The 15532-nt window shown below is 33.4% G+C and carries 16 protein-coding genes; 7 read left to right on the top strand and 9 right to left on the bottom strand.

Annotated features, from left to right (window positions below):
- Window positions 1–20: 20 nt before the first annotated feature.
- Window positions 21–1130 carry a nicotinate mononucleotide-dependent phosphoribosyltransferase CobT gene (gene cobT / locus Anndu_RS14560; RefSeq protein ID WP_464101881.1) on the top strand — a complete coding sequence of 370 codons (1110 nt, stop codon included), beginning with the start codon at window positions 21–23 and terminating at the stop codon, window positions 1128–1130.
- Here the strand turns inward: cobT and Anndu_RS14555 are convergent.
- On the bottom strand, window positions 1113–1505 hold the full coding sequence (locus Anndu_RS14555; RefSeq protein ID WP_464101880.1) for a hypothetical protein: 393 nt from the start codon (window positions 1503–1505) through the stop codon (window positions 1113–1115). The two genes, cobT and Anndu_RS14555, sit on opposite strands and share 18 nt — an antisense overlap.
- A gap of 248 nt (window positions 1506–1753) precedes the next feature.
- Here Anndu_RS14555 and dtd point away from each other — a divergent pair, with 248 nt between their 5' ends.
- On the top strand, window positions 1754–2206 hold the full coding sequence (dtd, locus tag Anndu_RS14550) for a D-aminoacyl-tRNA deacylase (RefSeq protein WP_464101879.1): 453 nt from the start codon (window positions 1754–1756) through the stop codon (window positions 2204–2206).
- A 9-nt stretch (window positions 2207–2215) separates the two neighbouring features.
- On the opposite strand, the gene Anndu_RS14545 is transcribed toward dtd, so the two are convergent.
- Genes Anndu_RS14545 through Anndu_RS14535 form a run of 3 tightly spaced genes read right to left on the bottom strand, consistent with a single transcriptional unit; the run spans window position 2216 to window position 4969 of the window.
- On the bottom strand, window positions 2216–2995 hold the full coding sequence (locus Anndu_RS14545; RefSeq protein ID WP_464101878.1) for a pentapeptide repeat-containing protein: 780 nt from the start codon (window positions 2993–2995) through the stop codon (window positions 2216–2218).
- A gap of 43 nt (window positions 2996–3038) precedes the next feature.
- On the bottom strand, window positions 3039–3896 hold the full coding sequence (locus Anndu_RS14540) for a hypothetical protein (protein WP_464101877.1): 858 nt from the start codon (window positions 3894–3896) through the stop codon (window positions 3039–3041).
- On the bottom strand, window positions 3896–4969 hold the full coding sequence (locus Anndu_RS14535) for an AAA family ATPase (protein ID WP_464101876.1): 1074 nt from the start codon (window positions 4967–4969) through the stop codon (window positions 3896–3898). Before Anndu_RS14535 ends, Anndu_RS14540 begins: the two co-directional genes overlap by 1 nt.
- Window positions 4970–5099: 130 nt before the next feature.
- Between Anndu_RS14535 and Anndu_RS14530 the strand changes: the two genes are divergently transcribed.
- Complete coding sequence (locus Anndu_RS14530; protein WP_464101875.1) at window positions 5100–7298, top strand: phosphoketolase family protein; 2199 nt, start codon at window positions 5100–5102, stop codon at window positions 7296–7298.
- A 166-nt stretch (window positions 7299–7464) separates the two neighbouring features.
- Here Anndu_RS14530 and Anndu_RS14525 read toward each other — a convergent pair whose 3' ends face one another.
- Complete coding sequence (locus Anndu_RS14525; RefSeq protein ID WP_464101874.1) at window positions 7465–7878, bottom strand: hypothetical protein; 414 nt, start codon at window positions 7876–7878, stop codon at window positions 7465–7467.
- 512 nt (window positions 7879–8390) lie between these two features.
- Between Anndu_RS14525 and Anndu_RS14520 the strand changes: the two genes are divergently transcribed.
- Window positions 8391–8750, top strand: coding sequence for a hypothetical protein (locus Anndu_RS14520; protein WP_464101873.1), 360 nt, complete (start codon window positions 8391–8393; stop codon window positions 8748–8750).
- 25 nt (window positions 8751–8775) lie between these two features.
- Here Anndu_RS14520 and Anndu_RS14515 read toward each other — a convergent pair whose 3' ends face one another.
- The 4 genes from Anndu_RS14515 to Anndu_RS14500 all read right to left on the bottom strand — a co-directional run bounded on the left by Anndu_RS14515 (window position 8776) and on the right by Anndu_RS14500 (window position 12902).
- Window positions 8776–9702 carry an SPFH domain-containing protein gene (locus tag Anndu_RS14515; RefSeq protein ID WP_464101872.1) on the bottom strand — a complete coding sequence of 309 codons (927 nt, stop codon included), beginning with the start codon at window positions 9700–9702 and terminating at the stop codon, window positions 8776–8778.
- Window positions 9703–9770: 68 nt separating this feature from the next.
- Entirely contained in the window at window positions 9771–10307 is a 537-nt protein-coding gene (locus tag Anndu_RS14510; protein ID WP_464101871.1) for an NfeD family protein, read from the bottom strand.
- A 173-nt stretch (window positions 10308–10480) separates the two neighbouring features.
- Window positions 10481–11368 (bottom strand): bestrophin family protein, encoded by an 888-nt coding sequence (locus tag Anndu_RS14505; protein WP_464101870.1) that lies wholly within the window; start codon window positions 11366–11368, stop codon window positions 10481–10483.
- A gap of 52 nt (window positions 11369–11420) precedes the next feature.
- Window positions 11421–12902, bottom strand: coding sequence for an Ig-like domain-containing domain (locus tag Anndu_RS14500; protein ID WP_464101869.1), 1482 nt, complete (start codon window positions 12900–12902; stop codon window positions 11421–11423).
- A 174-nt stretch (window positions 12903–13076) separates the two neighbouring features.
- Here Anndu_RS14500 and ribD point away from each other — a divergent pair, with 174 nt between their 5' ends.
- The 3 genes from ribD (at window position 13077) to ureA (ending at window position 15527) form a co-directional block, all read left to right on the top strand.
- Window positions 13077–14174 carry a bifunctional diaminohydroxyphosphoribosylaminopyrimidine deaminase/5-amino-6-(5-phosphoribosylamino)uracil reductase RibD gene (gene ribD / locus Anndu_RS14495; protein ID WP_464101868.1) on the top strand — a complete coding sequence of 366 codons (1098 nt, stop codon included), beginning with the start codon at window positions 13077–13079 and terminating at the stop codon, window positions 14172–14174.
- 58 nt (window positions 14175–14232) lie between these two features.
- On the top strand, window positions 14233–15060 hold the full coding sequence (locus Anndu_RS14490) for an urease accessory protein UreD (protein ID WP_464101867.1): 828 nt from the start codon (window positions 14233–14235) through the stop codon (window positions 15058–15060).
- Between the two features lie 164 nt (window positions 15061–15224).
- Window positions 15225–15527 (top strand): urease subunit gamma, encoded by a 303-nt coding sequence (gene ureA, locus Anndu_RS14485; RefSeq protein WP_464101866.1) that lies wholly within the window; start codon window positions 15225–15227, stop codon window positions 15525–15527.
- Window positions 15528–15532 lie beyond the last annotated feature (5 nt).

Raw genomic sequence — 15532 nt, 5'->3', positions numbered from 1 at the left:
AATAATAAAGAGTATTAATAATGATCAAAATTTATACTAATTTTGAACAGGGGCAAGAGTGGCTAAAGGATAATCAGGGGAAAATACCCCTTTTTGCTTGTGTTTTAGGTTTTACCCACACGGCCTTAATCGAGGGCATTTCCACGGCCGGTGCTACCCCTCAAGATCGCCAGTTTACAGCGATCGCCGATGGTGAATTTTTAATTAATGGAGTTAACACAAATCCCTCTTTTTCTTTACCTCCTTTAACAGAGGGAATTTCTCCGGTTTATATTTCCCGTGCGGTGATAGAAGGGTTTAAAATTCCGGTTTATTTATTTAATGCGGGGTTGTTGAGACCTCCGGCGGTCAAATCTATTGATTTACAAGGCGTTCCGGCTCAATGTTTATCCACTGGTAAGGCCTTACCTTTGGCGATCGTTAAACATTTATGGCAACAGGGGCAAGAATGGGGAGACATTTTAGCTCAAAAAGCTCAGTTAGACAACCGTTATTTAATCATAGGGGAATGTGTGGTTGGGGGTACAACCACGGCCTTAAGTGTTTTAACTGCTTTAGGGATCAACGCCCAAGGAAAGGTGAATAGTAGCCATCCTAGCTGTAATCATCAACAAAAATGGGAAATTGTGCAACGGGGCTTAAAAAATGCTCAGTTGTTGGTGCATCAAGGGATTAACCCCTTTGAAATTATCGCTAAAGTGGGGGATCCCATGCAAATAGTTGTAGCGGCCATGGCGATCGCCGCCTGTAAAAAAGTCAAAGTGATGTTGGCGGGGGGGACACAAATGTTAGCGGTTTATGCTTTAATGAGAGAATTATGTGAGTTTACTCAAAATTCAGTTGTAATTGGTACAACCCGTTGGGTAGCAGAGGATCAAACGGGGGATACTATTGGTTTGGCAATGATGATCAAGGGTGCTTGTTTAATCGCCACTGAACTTAATTTTAGTCAAGCCCATTTTCCCCAACTACGCATCTATGAACAGGGTTATGTTAAAGAGGGAGTAGGGGCGGGTGGATTAGCGATCGCTTCTACCTTGGCTCAAAATTGGACTTCTGAGGATTTAATCGGCGCGATCGAAAAATTAATAAAAGATAATGGCCAATCGAGCTTAAAGACGACGAGCTAAAAGTTGTTCTTCTAAGGCCGCAATCCGATTATAGGCCGCCGTCAACTGAGCAGTTAAACGCTGGATCTGTAACTCAGTGGAAATATTAGGTAAACAATGATGAGAATAGGAATTTTCATGAAATTGGATGTCTTCTAAAACACTATTATCATCAATCACATGATCAATCGAATTATGATAATGATGGGAATAATTATCTGAATATTCAGGTTCAATTTCAACGGCCACAGTGGGCAAAGAATCACTATGTTGAGCTAATAAATGTTGATTTTGAGACAAAAAATCTTGTAATTGACAATTTAAACGTTTAACTATTTCATTGAGAGTATCAACTTTACAATTTAAAACAGCTATTTCCTTGTGTATTGTATTCATAAGCGTAACCTAATAGTATCTAAACAACAATAATAATTTTTCCACTATGATCATAAAAGCAACTTTGAGAAAATTGGAAAAATTACTGATTTATTTAACTTTATGGGCTGAAACTTGATTTTAGGTGAAAACAAGCCTTTTTTTCCCTAAAATAAAAGAAAAAAATCTGCTCAATGGCAAAAAAGTTTAACACTTTTGTTATTTGTGATTTAGGATTGCCATAGATTCATTTATCTTAATTAAAAACTATGAAAATTGTTATTCAAAAAGTTAAATCATCTCAAGTAATTGTAGATGGTAAAATTGTCGGTAGCATTAATCAAGGACTAAATTTATTAGTAGCAATTGCCCCCACAGACACGGAAAAAGAAATTGATTGGATGGTGAAAAAATGCCTAGAATTACGATTATTTTCCGCTCAAAATACTGGTGATAAATGGGAAAAATCCGTCCAAGAAATTAACGGTCAAATCTTAGTAATAAGTCAGTTTACCCTTTATGGTGACTGCCGTAAAGGTCGTAGGCCTTCCTTTAGTAATTCCGCCCCTCCAGCGATCGCCGAACATTTATATAATTTATTTATCGAAAAATTAAAATTAAGTAAATTAAAAATAGAAACAGGTATATTTGGAGCAAAGATGGAAGTTAAAATTGAAAATGATGGGCCTGTTACCTTATTATTAGAAAAAGAAGCAACCTAACTTAAATTATTAAAAAATCGTCTGCCATAAACAAGCCTCATCCAAGATGGCATTACTTAACACCGCCCCCGTTAAAATAGCACCAGACAGATCAACTCCCGTTAAATCTGCATTGCGTAAATTCGCCCCAGACAAGTTAGCACGGCTTAAATTCGCCCCCCATAAATTAGCATGACTTAAATCAGCTAAAGTTAAATCCGCATCCATTAAAAAAGCATTATTCAAATTAGCAAAACTTAAATTTGTTTCCCGTAAATGCGCATTACTTAAAAAAGCCTTATTCATTTCCCCATAACTCAGATCAGCCTCAGAAAAATCCGCCCCCCTCAAATCCGCCTCCACTAAAAAAGCATGACTTAAATTCGCCCTCATTAAAAAAGCATCAATTAAGTTAGCAAAACTCAGATCAGTTGTCCTTAAATCAGCCTCAATTAAAAAAACTTCCCTCAGATAAGCTCGACTTAAATTCGCTTTAGTTAAAATAGTTTTAGTTAAATTAGCACCCGTTAAAATTGCTTTACTCAGATCAGCACCCGTCAAATTAGCTTCCATTAAATTCGCCCCATAAATTCTGGCCTGACTTAAATCGGCAGTAATTAAAATAGCCTTAGTCAGATTTGATCCTCGAAATTGAGCTTGACTTAAATTAGCACCATTTAGATCCGCACCACTTAAATCTACTTCAGTTAAATTAACAGGTTTTAAACGGTTTTCTTTTTGCTGTCGCCAATAATTCCACTCTTGGACACCTTTTTTTAAAATGTTTAATTGTTCTGGATTCGCACTCATAAATTAATTTAGGTGATTTAAGATTATAGATATTGAAACAAAATCATAAATTGATTATTTTACTTCTTAATTGTATAAGATCAGGATATTTGTCAATATCAATTTTAGCAATGATCCAGTCATAAAAATCCTTTAAAGAAATATAATTTGATTTTTGTTTTTGCATTGCTTTAGCTAAGTCTTTACCATTGAACCAAATTAAATAACGATGATTTTGCCAAAATGTTTCCTGAGTAAATAAATTAAGATAATGATCAAGACTCGTTTCAAATTTTTCCATTGTAATTGATTCAATATCTTGACGAAATTGATTAATTAATAAAATGGCTTCTTGTTTACAATTTTCTAAACTTAAAGAGTCTTCTGAAGGTAAACTATTATTACCAATCCATGTTGTTTTTAAATTAGTTCGACTTTGACTCATTCTTAATAAATCACCTAAAGCCCATCTAATTATTTGATAATTTCTAATATATTTTGCACTCGTTTCTATCCATTGCCAAATTGCTTCAATTCCGGGTGAATTTTTATGACCCCATTTTGAGTGAGGATTATCTAATTTTTCTTGATATTTTTCAGTCCAATATTGATCAATTAATTCAGGTTCTAATAAGTAATTTTCAACACAAGTTCTATAACTTAAAAACATTGATTTATATTCAAGTAAATTAATCTGTTCAGTTGGCAGAAGATCAAAATCCCGATCTCGAAAAACTAAATATTTTGATTGTTTTTTTCTATTAGCAAAATATCCTTGAGCAAAAACAGAAAAAGTAAATTTACCCTGAGCGGGAACAATGGTAATATTTTCTAAATTTTCCGTTACTTTTTCTAATAGTTTAGCATCTAATTTTCCTTCGCAAAAAATTATTTTTGTTGAAACATTAAGCACACTCATCATTAAAAATTCTCCATTTGATCTAACCAAATAATACTGTCATTTGGTACTAATTGTTCAATATAATCAGAATGGGTTGTAATTATAAATTGATTATTTTTCCCCAATTTAGGTAATGCTTTTAATAATGCTTGTTGCATAGGAGGATGTAAATGCAATTCGATTTCATCAATTAAAATTATAGAATTATGAATATTCCAATTAGCAAAATCCATTAAAATTGGAAAAACAGCCCTTTCTCCTCCTGACATTTCTGATATTTCATATTGACTTTTTCCATCATACAAATTAAACCAAAATTCACTAAAAATATCATCTATATTTTCTCTGGGTGCAACTCCATCAAAACTTCTGTTAGGAAAAATTGCTTGATAGGTTTTTTCAATTTCCGCATATAGATCTTTTTGTCCGGGACGGAGTTCTTTAATTTTTCCATTTTTTATACTTTCATGAAATTGTTGTGATGATGACAAAAGATGTCTAATTTTATCTTCTGTAATCTCAATTTTTTCCTCAGTATTTTCAGATGTTAAACTGGTGGAAGTTCTTTGCTCAGTATACCAAAAAATAGTTCCCACTTTTTCAAATATTTCAAAACCTTGAGAACGAGTTAAATATTTAGCATATTCTCTCCCTTTAAATTGAAATAAATCACCTGAACTATTAGCTTGAACACGATTATTTTTCCAATATAGATTAACCAAATTATTTTGATTAGGAATAGCGGGAAAATTATCATTAATTTCTTGTATTTTTTGATGAAATTCTTTAATTGATTGTAATTCTTGAGATGAAAATTCAACCTTAATATTAACTTGTGGTTCTAATCTTCTCCAATTAGCACTTAATAGTTCATAATTAAAACCTGACCATTGTAAATCTGATATTTTTTTTAATCTTCCTGTAGCTACTCCTAAAGTAGAAGCGATCGCCTGTAAAATGCTAGTTTTTCCCGCAGAATTAATGCCAATTAAAACAATTAAATCTTTAGCTAAACCCGTTTCAGAATTAGTAAAATCTAATTGTAAATCACGAAATTTTTTAAAGTATTTTAAGTCAACTGATTGAACTTTCATAATCAAATAATATCTATAAAACAATATGAATATATATTTATATATTAGTATAATTTAATTTTTCTTATCAAATTAAACCCACAAACTGTTAAGATTTATTAATAATAATTTAAAATCTTAGAGTTCAAACATGACTGATAACAACACAAATCCTACATTTTGTCAAGGTATTAAATTTTTTGGCGAAAATTTAGCTCATTTTAACGAATACGGTAACACTGCGGCGATCGCTGAGGGTAAAACCGCTATTTCTTCCCCCAATGATCAAAGTGCCGTTTTTCAAACCTTACTCTATGCGGACGCTTTACGTTATTTAACCCTCCAAGTTACCGCCAGTAAGGAGTCAGGCCATCCGGGCGGTTTTGCCAGTATTGCCGAAGCGATCGCCGCCTTAGTGATGCTTGGTCATAAAAATATCATCACGGAAGTGGGACACCATGCCCCCGGCTTTTACAGCAATATGTTTTTAGACCGCTCCCTTGAAGATATGGGCATTAATACCGTTGAACAGATGATGGAGCGTTTTCGTGAGATGCACGGGCTTTTAGGGCATCTTTCAGGGCAGATCCCCGGACTTTTAAACCCGGCCGGCCCTCTAGGGCAGGGGCAACATTTCGCCATGGCCGGAGCAAAATTACATCCGGGAGTATTATTTCCCGTGACGATCGGCGATGGCGGACTGGGTGAACCCTATATTATGAGCAGTTTCGCCCATTTTAACACCGCCTACCCCCAAGCCACTAACTTTTTACCAATTTTAGTGTGGAATGGCTACTCACAGGAACATCACAGCATGGTTTCCACCAAAACCAATGAAGAAATGATTGCTTATTGGCAAGGAAACGGCTTTAAAGAGGTGATATTAGTTAATGCCAAAGACTTTGACGATGCTAACCAACAGGGTGAATATGTGGACAGTACAGCCTTTTCCCTTGAAAAACGCATGGCTTTCACCCAAGCAGTCTTAGAAGCCACCGACAAAGCCGCTAAATTAGCTTTAGGAGGCACTTTAACCGTTTTAATTGTGAAACAGTTAAAAGGTGCAGGAGTTCACAAACGAGGCTCACAATCTCACAATTTGTACCCAGGGGATACCTTAGAAAGAGATTACATCGTCAAAGCCTTACAGGAAAGGGCTTTATCCCCTGACGCATGGCAATTAGTGCGCACCAACTGTGAAAGAGCGGCCGGTGGGTCTGCTTCCCATCACGTTGTCACCGAAAAAGAATTACCCCTCCCCGACTTGGGAACATTACCCCTCACCGAATATGAGGTACACGGCGATAAAAAAGTAGCCACCACCGCCATGGGTGAATTAGTGGTTCATGTGGGCAAAAAAGACCCCAACTTTATTGTGACAAATGCCGATGGTAACGCCGCTTCGGGGATCAATAATATCAATATCGGCTTAAATATTGTCCATCCCACAACAGACGATATTTATTATCAAAACCCCAACGGACAAGTTTATGAGCCTTTAAGTGAGGATGCTTGTGCGGGTTTAGCCGCCGGATTATCCCTATTCGGAGCAAGAACTTTATGGTGTAGTTATGAGTCTTTTGTGATTAATGGTTTACCCCTATGGCAAACTGTCACCCAAGCCATGACGGAGTTAAGACGCTCCACTCCCTCTACGATCTGCCTATTTACGGCGGGAGCATTAGAACAGGGGCGCAATGGTTGGACACATCAACGTCCCGAAGTGGAAAATTACTTTGCGGCCATGATGCGTAATGGTAATGTTTTCCCCCTATTTCCTTGCGATGCAAATAGTATTCAAGTGTGCTACGAATGGGCATTAAATACATCAAATAAAGGTGTACCTATTACTGCTAGTAAATCACCCCTACCTGTACGCACCACATTTGAACAAACCCGTCAAGCTTTGCAAGATGGGGGCGTAATTTTGCACAATTCAGAAGGTAAGAAAAAAGTAGTTTTTGCGGTGATTGGAGATATGACATTAATCCCCGTTTTTGATGCCGCTTTACACCTTGAAAATGAAGGAATTGGGGTGAAAATAGTATCAATAATTAACCCTCGTCGCTTATATCGTCCCACTGATGTGGCATGGGATACTTGCACTAATAAAGACAGTCATTTTATTGATGATGAAACCTTTGAAAAATTATTCGGAGGAGATGGGTTAATAGGGGTGACAGGAGGTTCTTCTGCGATGTTAGAACCGATCATGTTAAGAAGTAAAATTAACCGTGATGTTTTTGCATGGAAACGGGGAGAAACCACCGCTTCAGCAGGAGAAATTATGGCATTTAATGGCTTAACTGCTGAAAATTTAACCAAACGTGCTGAGGAATTATTAGGTTAATTTGTAGGGTGGGTAATGTTGTTTAAATTTTGATTTTACCGATCGATTTTGTATTCATTGCCCACCTTAACCTATTATATATTAATATTAATGGTGGGCAATCATAAAAGTTATTGATTTGATTCGTAAATTAACGCAGATTGCCCACCCTACTTTCTTACAATATTTAACATCCTAAAGTTTTTTTTATTGTTTCTATTATTCCGGTTAGTATTGCAAGTGACGTAGCTGTTGTACCAACGTCTGCGGCAATAGCCTCAGCTATTAAAGCTACAGTTGCTCCCGATGTTAGCATTGTAACTATAGTAGAAGCTATTGAGGTAATTACAATCCCAGTGCTAACAATAAAAACTCCTCCTGTAACCAATGCAGACAATAATAGTAATATGGTGATCCATTCTGAGAGATTTGGGGCATGACAAGCTGTACTAAACAAATAAGAGATAGAAATAAAATCGATTAACATAATTAAATTCAAAAAAAAGACAACGGAAAATATATATTTCTGAATTATACTATAATTTGTAGGGTGGGCAATGCTTTTTAAATTTTGATTTTTACCAATTAATTTAATATTCATTGCCCACCTTAACCTATATAATATTAATATTAATGGTAGGCAATCATTAATGTTATTTATTTAATATATAATTGAATGCTGATTGCCCACCCTACAATATTGATTCGTAGGGTGAGCAATGCTTTTTCATTTTGATTTTTACCGATCAATTTTATATTAATTGCTCACCTTAACCTATTATATATTAATATTAATGGTGGGCAATCATAAAGGTTATTGGTTTGATTCATAAGTTAACGCAGATTGCCGAATTTCTCACAAGAGCCTGAAAAAGAAGAAATTACCGCAAACTCAACTCAAATTTTAGCTAGTAATAAAAAACCTCATTTTTTCAGAGGTTAAATTAACAGTTATTCTTCTCAAATAATTAGCTTATTCTTATTATACCATTTACATTTAGTAACTTCAGACTGAGACTTAATAGAATAGTTTATTTACAGAGATTTCAGGTATTTAACAATGTAGCGACTAAATGTAAATGGTATAATTTCTTTTATTTAAAAACTATCACTATGTTAATTAATAAAAATTATGATGGTCAAGTAACTGAATTTTTAACGGAAAATTGTGCTACAGATATTAATAGGCTTGTTACTGTGCCTATGATCACTCGACAAATGCAGTGCCATTTTCAAGGAGTTTTTAATAATTTATCATCAATTGAACAAACAATAATCTTACAATTAAGTAAGTCAGAAAATCCTATTTTAAGAGAAGAATTAAGACAAAGTTTAAACTTATCATCTTTAGATTTTAATAATGGTTTACAATCATTACAACAAAGATATTTAGTAATTAAAATTAAAGAAGAAAAAATAATGTTTAAATTGTCTTCTATTTTTAGGGAATATGTTAATTCATTTTTCAATTAATAACTGATAACTCATCTTGATTGTATCATTGATTGTGATCAATTTCTTTAGTCACAAGAGATTGAATACCGTCTAATGTTGCCGGAATGGTGCGAGGATCCATAAATAAAACCTTACTGCTTTCACTTGTGCCAATTTTCAAACCCATTTCTAAATAATTTTGTGCTAATAAATATTGTAAAGCCGTAGAATTGTGAGGATTTTCTTTAAGTTTATTGGCGATTAAATCCATGGCTGAGGCTGTGGCCTCTGCTTTTAAAATCTGTTGTTGTTTCTGTGCCTGAGCATCTAAAATCGCTACTTTTTGACGTGCTTCGGCCGCAATAATTTGGGCTTGTGCTTTACCTCTAGCTTCATTGATCGCCGATTCTTTTTCACCCTCGGAGGTTAAAATGGCCGCTTGTTTTTTGCGCTCGGCGGACATCTGCAATTCCATTGCACCTTGAACGGTTTTTGATGGTACAATGTCTCTCAATTCAACCCTTTTGACTTTTACCCCCCAAGGTTCGGTTGCAATATCTAATTCCCTGAGTAATATTTCATTAACCTCTGTACGCGCGGTGAAAGTTTGATTTAATTCTAACTTACCTAATTCTGAGCGAATCTGAGTTAAGACTAAGTTAACCATTGCTGACTGAAGATTTTGCACTCGATAATAGGCTTTTTCTATATCTAAAATTTGCCAATATACCACTGCATCAACGGTAATAGAAACATTATCTTTTGTAATACAATTTTGGGGGGGAATTTCTAAAACCCTTTCTTTAGTAGTTTCTTGATAGACAATTTGTGATAGAAATGGCGTGATAAAATTAAGCCCCGGCTCTAATTTTCTCCCTTCATATTTACCTAAAAATTCTACTAAAGCTTCATTTCCTTGTTTAATAATTTTAACACTATTCATAAAAGAAATAAGCGCCACTGCTAAAAAACCAAAAATAGTAGCTTCCATTTTAATTATTCTCCGTTGATTAATTTTAATAGATTTGAATAAAGTATAATTTTGATGACTAAAAATGATTAAAGATTACTGTTGAAAAAATCCTCATCTGCCACAATTAAAGTATTACCTTCTCTGCTTAAAATATAAACTTTTTGATCTGCTTTAATTTGTTGTTGAGGATCGGAACATTTGCCTTGCCAAGAAGTTCCTTCATATAAAATTCGGCCTGTTTTTCCTGGTAAAATTTCCGTCAAAGTTGTGCCTTCTTCTGATGATTTGATCTCAAATTTTGGACGTTTAATTAAAGTGGGACGTAACCAAATAATAAAGGCTAAAGAATCACCTAACCAGTTAAAAATTTGCGCTCCAAAATTATCATACATTGTATAGCGCCATTCGAGCAAAACAAGGCGACCTGCATACCATAAAATTAGAGAAATTAATAATGCTCCTGCCCCTAAAGATAGAACAATAAATTTAAACTTGTTGGGTATTTTTCTGAGGAAAAATAAATCAAAAATGATTAAAATTAATCCCAATGATAACCAAAACCAAGGAGGGGTAAAAACAAAACTTTGTTCAACTATTGGCAATTGACTAAGATATAAAATCACATATTTATCTCCTATTAAATTTAATTTGATTTAATTATATTTTATGATCGAGGTTAGTGAATAATTTTTAATTTTTTCTTAAATTTTGCTAATTTTTACCTGTGTATTAAAAATTAAACTTAATAGAACTCTTGGGAAAGTAATAAAAAAATCAAATTAAATTAATTATTTAATTACCAATTTTGAATAGAAGGGGAAAGTGTGATTAAATCATCTAAATTTTTCTCCATATTTTGACAAATTTGATCTAATGGTAAATCATTGGCATCATAGCCAAAAGGATTTTCAATTTCAATGCCAATTTCTTCAATTCCAAACACAGTAAAACTAATAATTCCCACAATAATTGCTGTTAAGAAACCAAGATCTTTAACCATTTGAAAAGGTAAGGAAAAACAATAAAGTAAAATTAATTGTTTTAAATGGATGGCATAAGCTAAAGGAATAGGAGTTCTTAAAATTCTTTCACAACCTCCCACTGCTTCTACTAATGAATTAAGTTGGTTAAACATGGCTACACTTTGATAGGGATTAAGTTTATTTTGATCCTGTTGATATTGTAAATAATCACTAATTAAAAAAGCAATTTCTAAAGGAATACTATTAACTGTTTTAATTTTTTCAAGATGATTTTGCGGCAATAATTGAGCTAATTCTTCATTAATAGATTCGGATCTTAAATGTAATTTAGTAGATAGGGCAAAAGCTAATAATAAATGTAAAGCTTTAATTTTTTGTTGTCGATCTTCTTGATTTTCTTCTTTAACTGATACCCAAATCATTCTCGATAAATTACGCACAGAATTATTAATAATTCCCCATAATTTGCGCCCTTCCCAAAATCTTTCATAGGCCGTATTTGTTCTAAATACTAATAGTAAACCTAAGACAATACTGGGTACGACACTACTTAAAATTGGTAAAGAAACGGGGATATTTAATTTATATAAAGTTGAAATAATAATAGCAAAAATAATACAGATAATTACTTTTGGTAAAATTGCGGGAATGACTGAGCCACGCCAAGTAAATAATAAACCAAACCAGCTTTTTTTCATCATACAAAATATTGATAATTATATTGATAATTTTTAATTTTTAAAGTAAAATAAATTAGGGCAACCATTTAGGATGATAGCCAATAAAACTACCGACAAGTTTAGAATTTTTAGGGTTAGGTTGAGCTTTGTCTTCAGGCAAAGATAAAATCCATAATTTTCCGTTAGTAATGCCTTGACCTTTTTCATTTATACCATTAATGTTAAAATTATCCAAGGCATTTTGTACTTGATCAAAAATTAAAGCTGAACCATCAGAAGCAAAACTAATCGTTAAATTTGGATCATTTGGTAAGGCAATTAAAGGAACTAATTCTCCTTGGTTTAAATCAATTCTTGCTAATACTTTATTGTCTACATAAACCCCATTTTCTTCAACGGGATCGCTTTTTGCACAATAAATAATATTTTCTTTGGTTGGTTGAAATTGACAATTAATAAATGGGGAAAAACTAAAGCCTAATTCTCTTTCTTTTCCATCTTGATTAACTAAAAATAAAGAATAAGTGCCATTGATATTAATTTTTTCAATTAATTTTTGTGAATTGTCACTAGAAAAGCCAAAAAATTGCGTTCCTCCTGTGATAAAACCCTGTTGGCCTTTGTCATTTAAAGGATAAAAAGAAATTCCTTCAGCTAAAGTAATAATTAGGGTATTTCCATCGGGAGAAATATCAAAATTTTGTCCTAAAATTCCTAAAGGTTGGGGTTTTTGATCTTCAGCAATGATCCATAAACTATGATCATTTTGATCTTGACGATTTTTTCTTTCAACGATTAAGGTTTCTCCATTTTTTGATAATTTAAACCTGATATTTTCATAGTTTTTACTATCTAATAATAGGCGTATTTTCCCCCCTATATTAACTTGATTAGAATTATTAAATTTTAACCCTGTTGTAACGGTAAATAATTTTTGTTGATTAAAGCCTTCATTGGGATTAAATGCTGAAATAATAGCCCGATCTCCTTGGGGTTTAATCGCAAAATTAACCACCCATAGATCGGGGGGAGTTAAAATTTTTGATTCGTTAAGAGTTTGATTATATAAAATTAATTTTCCTTTTTGTTGTTTACTTTGATCTAATTCTTTAACTCCCGTATTTGGGTTAATATCTTGTAACCCAATATAGCCAAAAATTAAATCTCGACTTTGAAATTCAGCTTCAAAAGGTTTGATTTTTTTAGCATAATTAGATCGATCTAATTCTTGGGCTGAATTTAATCGTAAAATATATTTTTTGCCGTAAGTTAAACTGTCGGTTAAAGTATAGGTTAATTCTTTGCCAGACCAACTAATTTTACCATCTAATTTTGGCTCAATATCTATATTATTATTAACACTTTCTTGATTCATTAAACGATTAAATTTTAGGGTAAAACTATGATCATTAAACCCGATTTGCTGATTAGCCCAACTAAATTTAATTACTTGTGGTAGTTGAGTATCTCCTAATATTAATAAAATACTAATGACTACCGTTAAAACAAAAATAATAATAATTGCAATGAGATCAAAACGCTTAAAAGAGATCATATTAATTGATAATAAATAATAGATAATAAATAATAAATAATTAATAATTGACAGTTGACAGTGGACAGTTGACAATAGACAATTGATTAATTAACTTTAAATTTAGCCTTAAATTAGGAAAAAATTTTTTCCTGAATTGTTAACTGTTCACTGTCCATTGTCAATTGTTCAATTATGAATCATTCTTCCACACCAACTCCATTTGATCGAGAGATGATGCAACGTTGTTTAAGTTTAGCACGTCAAGCCGAAGGCAAAACTTCTCCCAACCCTCTAGTGGGTTCAGTGGTGGTTAAAGATGGGATCATTGTGGGAGAGGGTTTTCATCCCCAAGCCGGCCAACCCCATGCGGAAGTTTTTGCCTTAAGAAATGCTGGTGAAAAAGCGATCGGGGCAACGGTTTATGTTAATTTAGAGCCTTGTAATCATTATGGACGTACTCCCCCCTGCTCTCAAGGTTTAGTTGAGGCTCAGGTGGGTAAAGTGGTGGTGGGGATGGTTGATCCTAACCCCCTCGTGGCAGGGCAAGGAATTGAAACTCTACGCAAGGCCGGCCTTGAAGTGATGGTGGGAGTAGAGCAGGAAGCTTGTCAGTTATTAAATGAGGCTTTTGTCCATCGCATTTTACATCAAATGCCCTTTGGCATTTTAAAATATGCCATGACCTTAGATGGTAAAATTGCCTCAAATACGGGTCATAGTCGTTGGATCACCTCTGAAAAATCCCGTTATTTTGTTCATCAGTTGCGCTCAAGTTGTGATGCGGTGGTGATCGGTGGTAATACTTTACGGCAGGATAACCCCTCCTTAACCAGTCATGGGGTGAGCGATCATAATCCTTTGAGGGTGGTGATGAGTCGCACTTTAAATGTACCATGCGATCGCCATTTATGGGAATTAGATCAGGCTCAAACGGTGATTTTTACGGAAAAAGGAGCTAATCAGAGGGTTTATCATAATTTATTAGAAAAAGGAGTGGAAATACAAATTTTAGAGCGTTTAAGCCCGAAAATAGTCATGGAAAATTTATATAATAGGGGTTTATCCAAGGTATTGTGGGAATGTGGCGGTATTTTAGCCGCTAATGCCATCAATGAGGGCGTTATTCAAAAGGTAATGGCTTTTATTGCCCCGAAAATTATTGGAGGTGAAGTTGCCCCCTCCCCCGTAGGCAATTTATCATTAAATTTAATGAGTGAAGCCTTAATTTTAAAGAGCATAAAAATTGAAGAAATAGAATCTGATTTTTTAATTCAAGGTTATTTTAAATAATAAAAATAAGCAAATTATAACTATTATAATCTAATTAATATCTTAAATTTTTTCTAAAATGAATCAATCTAATTGGCACGGAAAAATTAAATTAAATTATCAATTTAATCAACATAAAACAGAATTATTATCAAGTTTTACCCAATCCCCTTTTAAAATTCAACAGTCATTTTATCCCGAAGGGGAAGCAATTTGTCATAATATTATTTTACATACGGCTGGGGGTGTAGTGGGGGGTGATATTTTGGATCAAGAAATAATTTTAAATGATCATTCCCAAAGTTTAATTACAACTCCTGCGGCCAATAAAATTTATCGTAGTAATGGAAAAATAGCCCAACAAAATATTAATATTAGATTAGAAAATCAGACTATTTTAGAATATTTACCCCAAGAAATGATTATTTTTAATGGTGCTAAATATCATCAATCAAATATTATTAATTTACATCAAGATTCTACTTTTTTAATGTGGGAAATTATTAGATTTGGCCGCACGGCAAGGGGTGAAATTTTTAATCAAGGTTATTGGCAATCAAATTTAGAAATTTGGCAAGAATCAACCCCTATTTTGATTGATCATATTTGTTTACAAGGTGAAGATGATTTATTTCATAGTTTAACAGGTTTAAATGATCAGCCCCTAGCGGCTACATTAACTTATATTGGTAATTTTCAAAAGGCTGAAACTTTGACAAAAATTAGTCAATTGTGTCAAAATTCATTAACATACGGACAGGCAGGAGTTACTGAATTAATTAAGGGTTTAAATTGTCGTTATTTAGGCCATTCTACCACAGAAGTTAGGGCATTTTTCTTTAAAATTTGGCAAATTTTACGATTGCAATATTTAGGGAAAAATGCTATAAAATTAAGGGTATGGTAAAAACAGTAAACAGTAATCAATAATCAAATCATTGTTTAGTTAAAAGTGTTTGGTTAATTTATTACTAATCAAAAAATAACTAATTAAAAAATAACTAATTATTGATAATTAATTACTGATTACTGTTGACTAATTATTGTTTACTAATTACTGATTACTGATTTATGCAATTGTCACCTCAAGAAAAAGATAAACTGTTAATTTTTACGGCCGCTTTATTAGCAGAAAGACGCAAAGCTAAAGGTTTAAAATTGAATTATCCTGAAGCGATCGCCTACATTACGGCGGAAATTTTAGAAGGGGCAAGGGAAGGAAAAACCGTTGCACAATTGATGAGTTATGGTCAAACTATTTTAACTAAAAATGATGTGATGGAGGGAGTTTCTGAGATGATCCCTGAAGTACAAGTTGAGGCAACTTTTCCCGATGGCACAAAATTAGTTACTGTTCATCATCCAATTAAATAATAATT

The sequence above is a fragment of the Annamia dubia NIES-4383 genome, from assembly GCF_055394725.1.
This window is presented reverse-complemented; position numbering and strand designations above follow the sequence as displayed.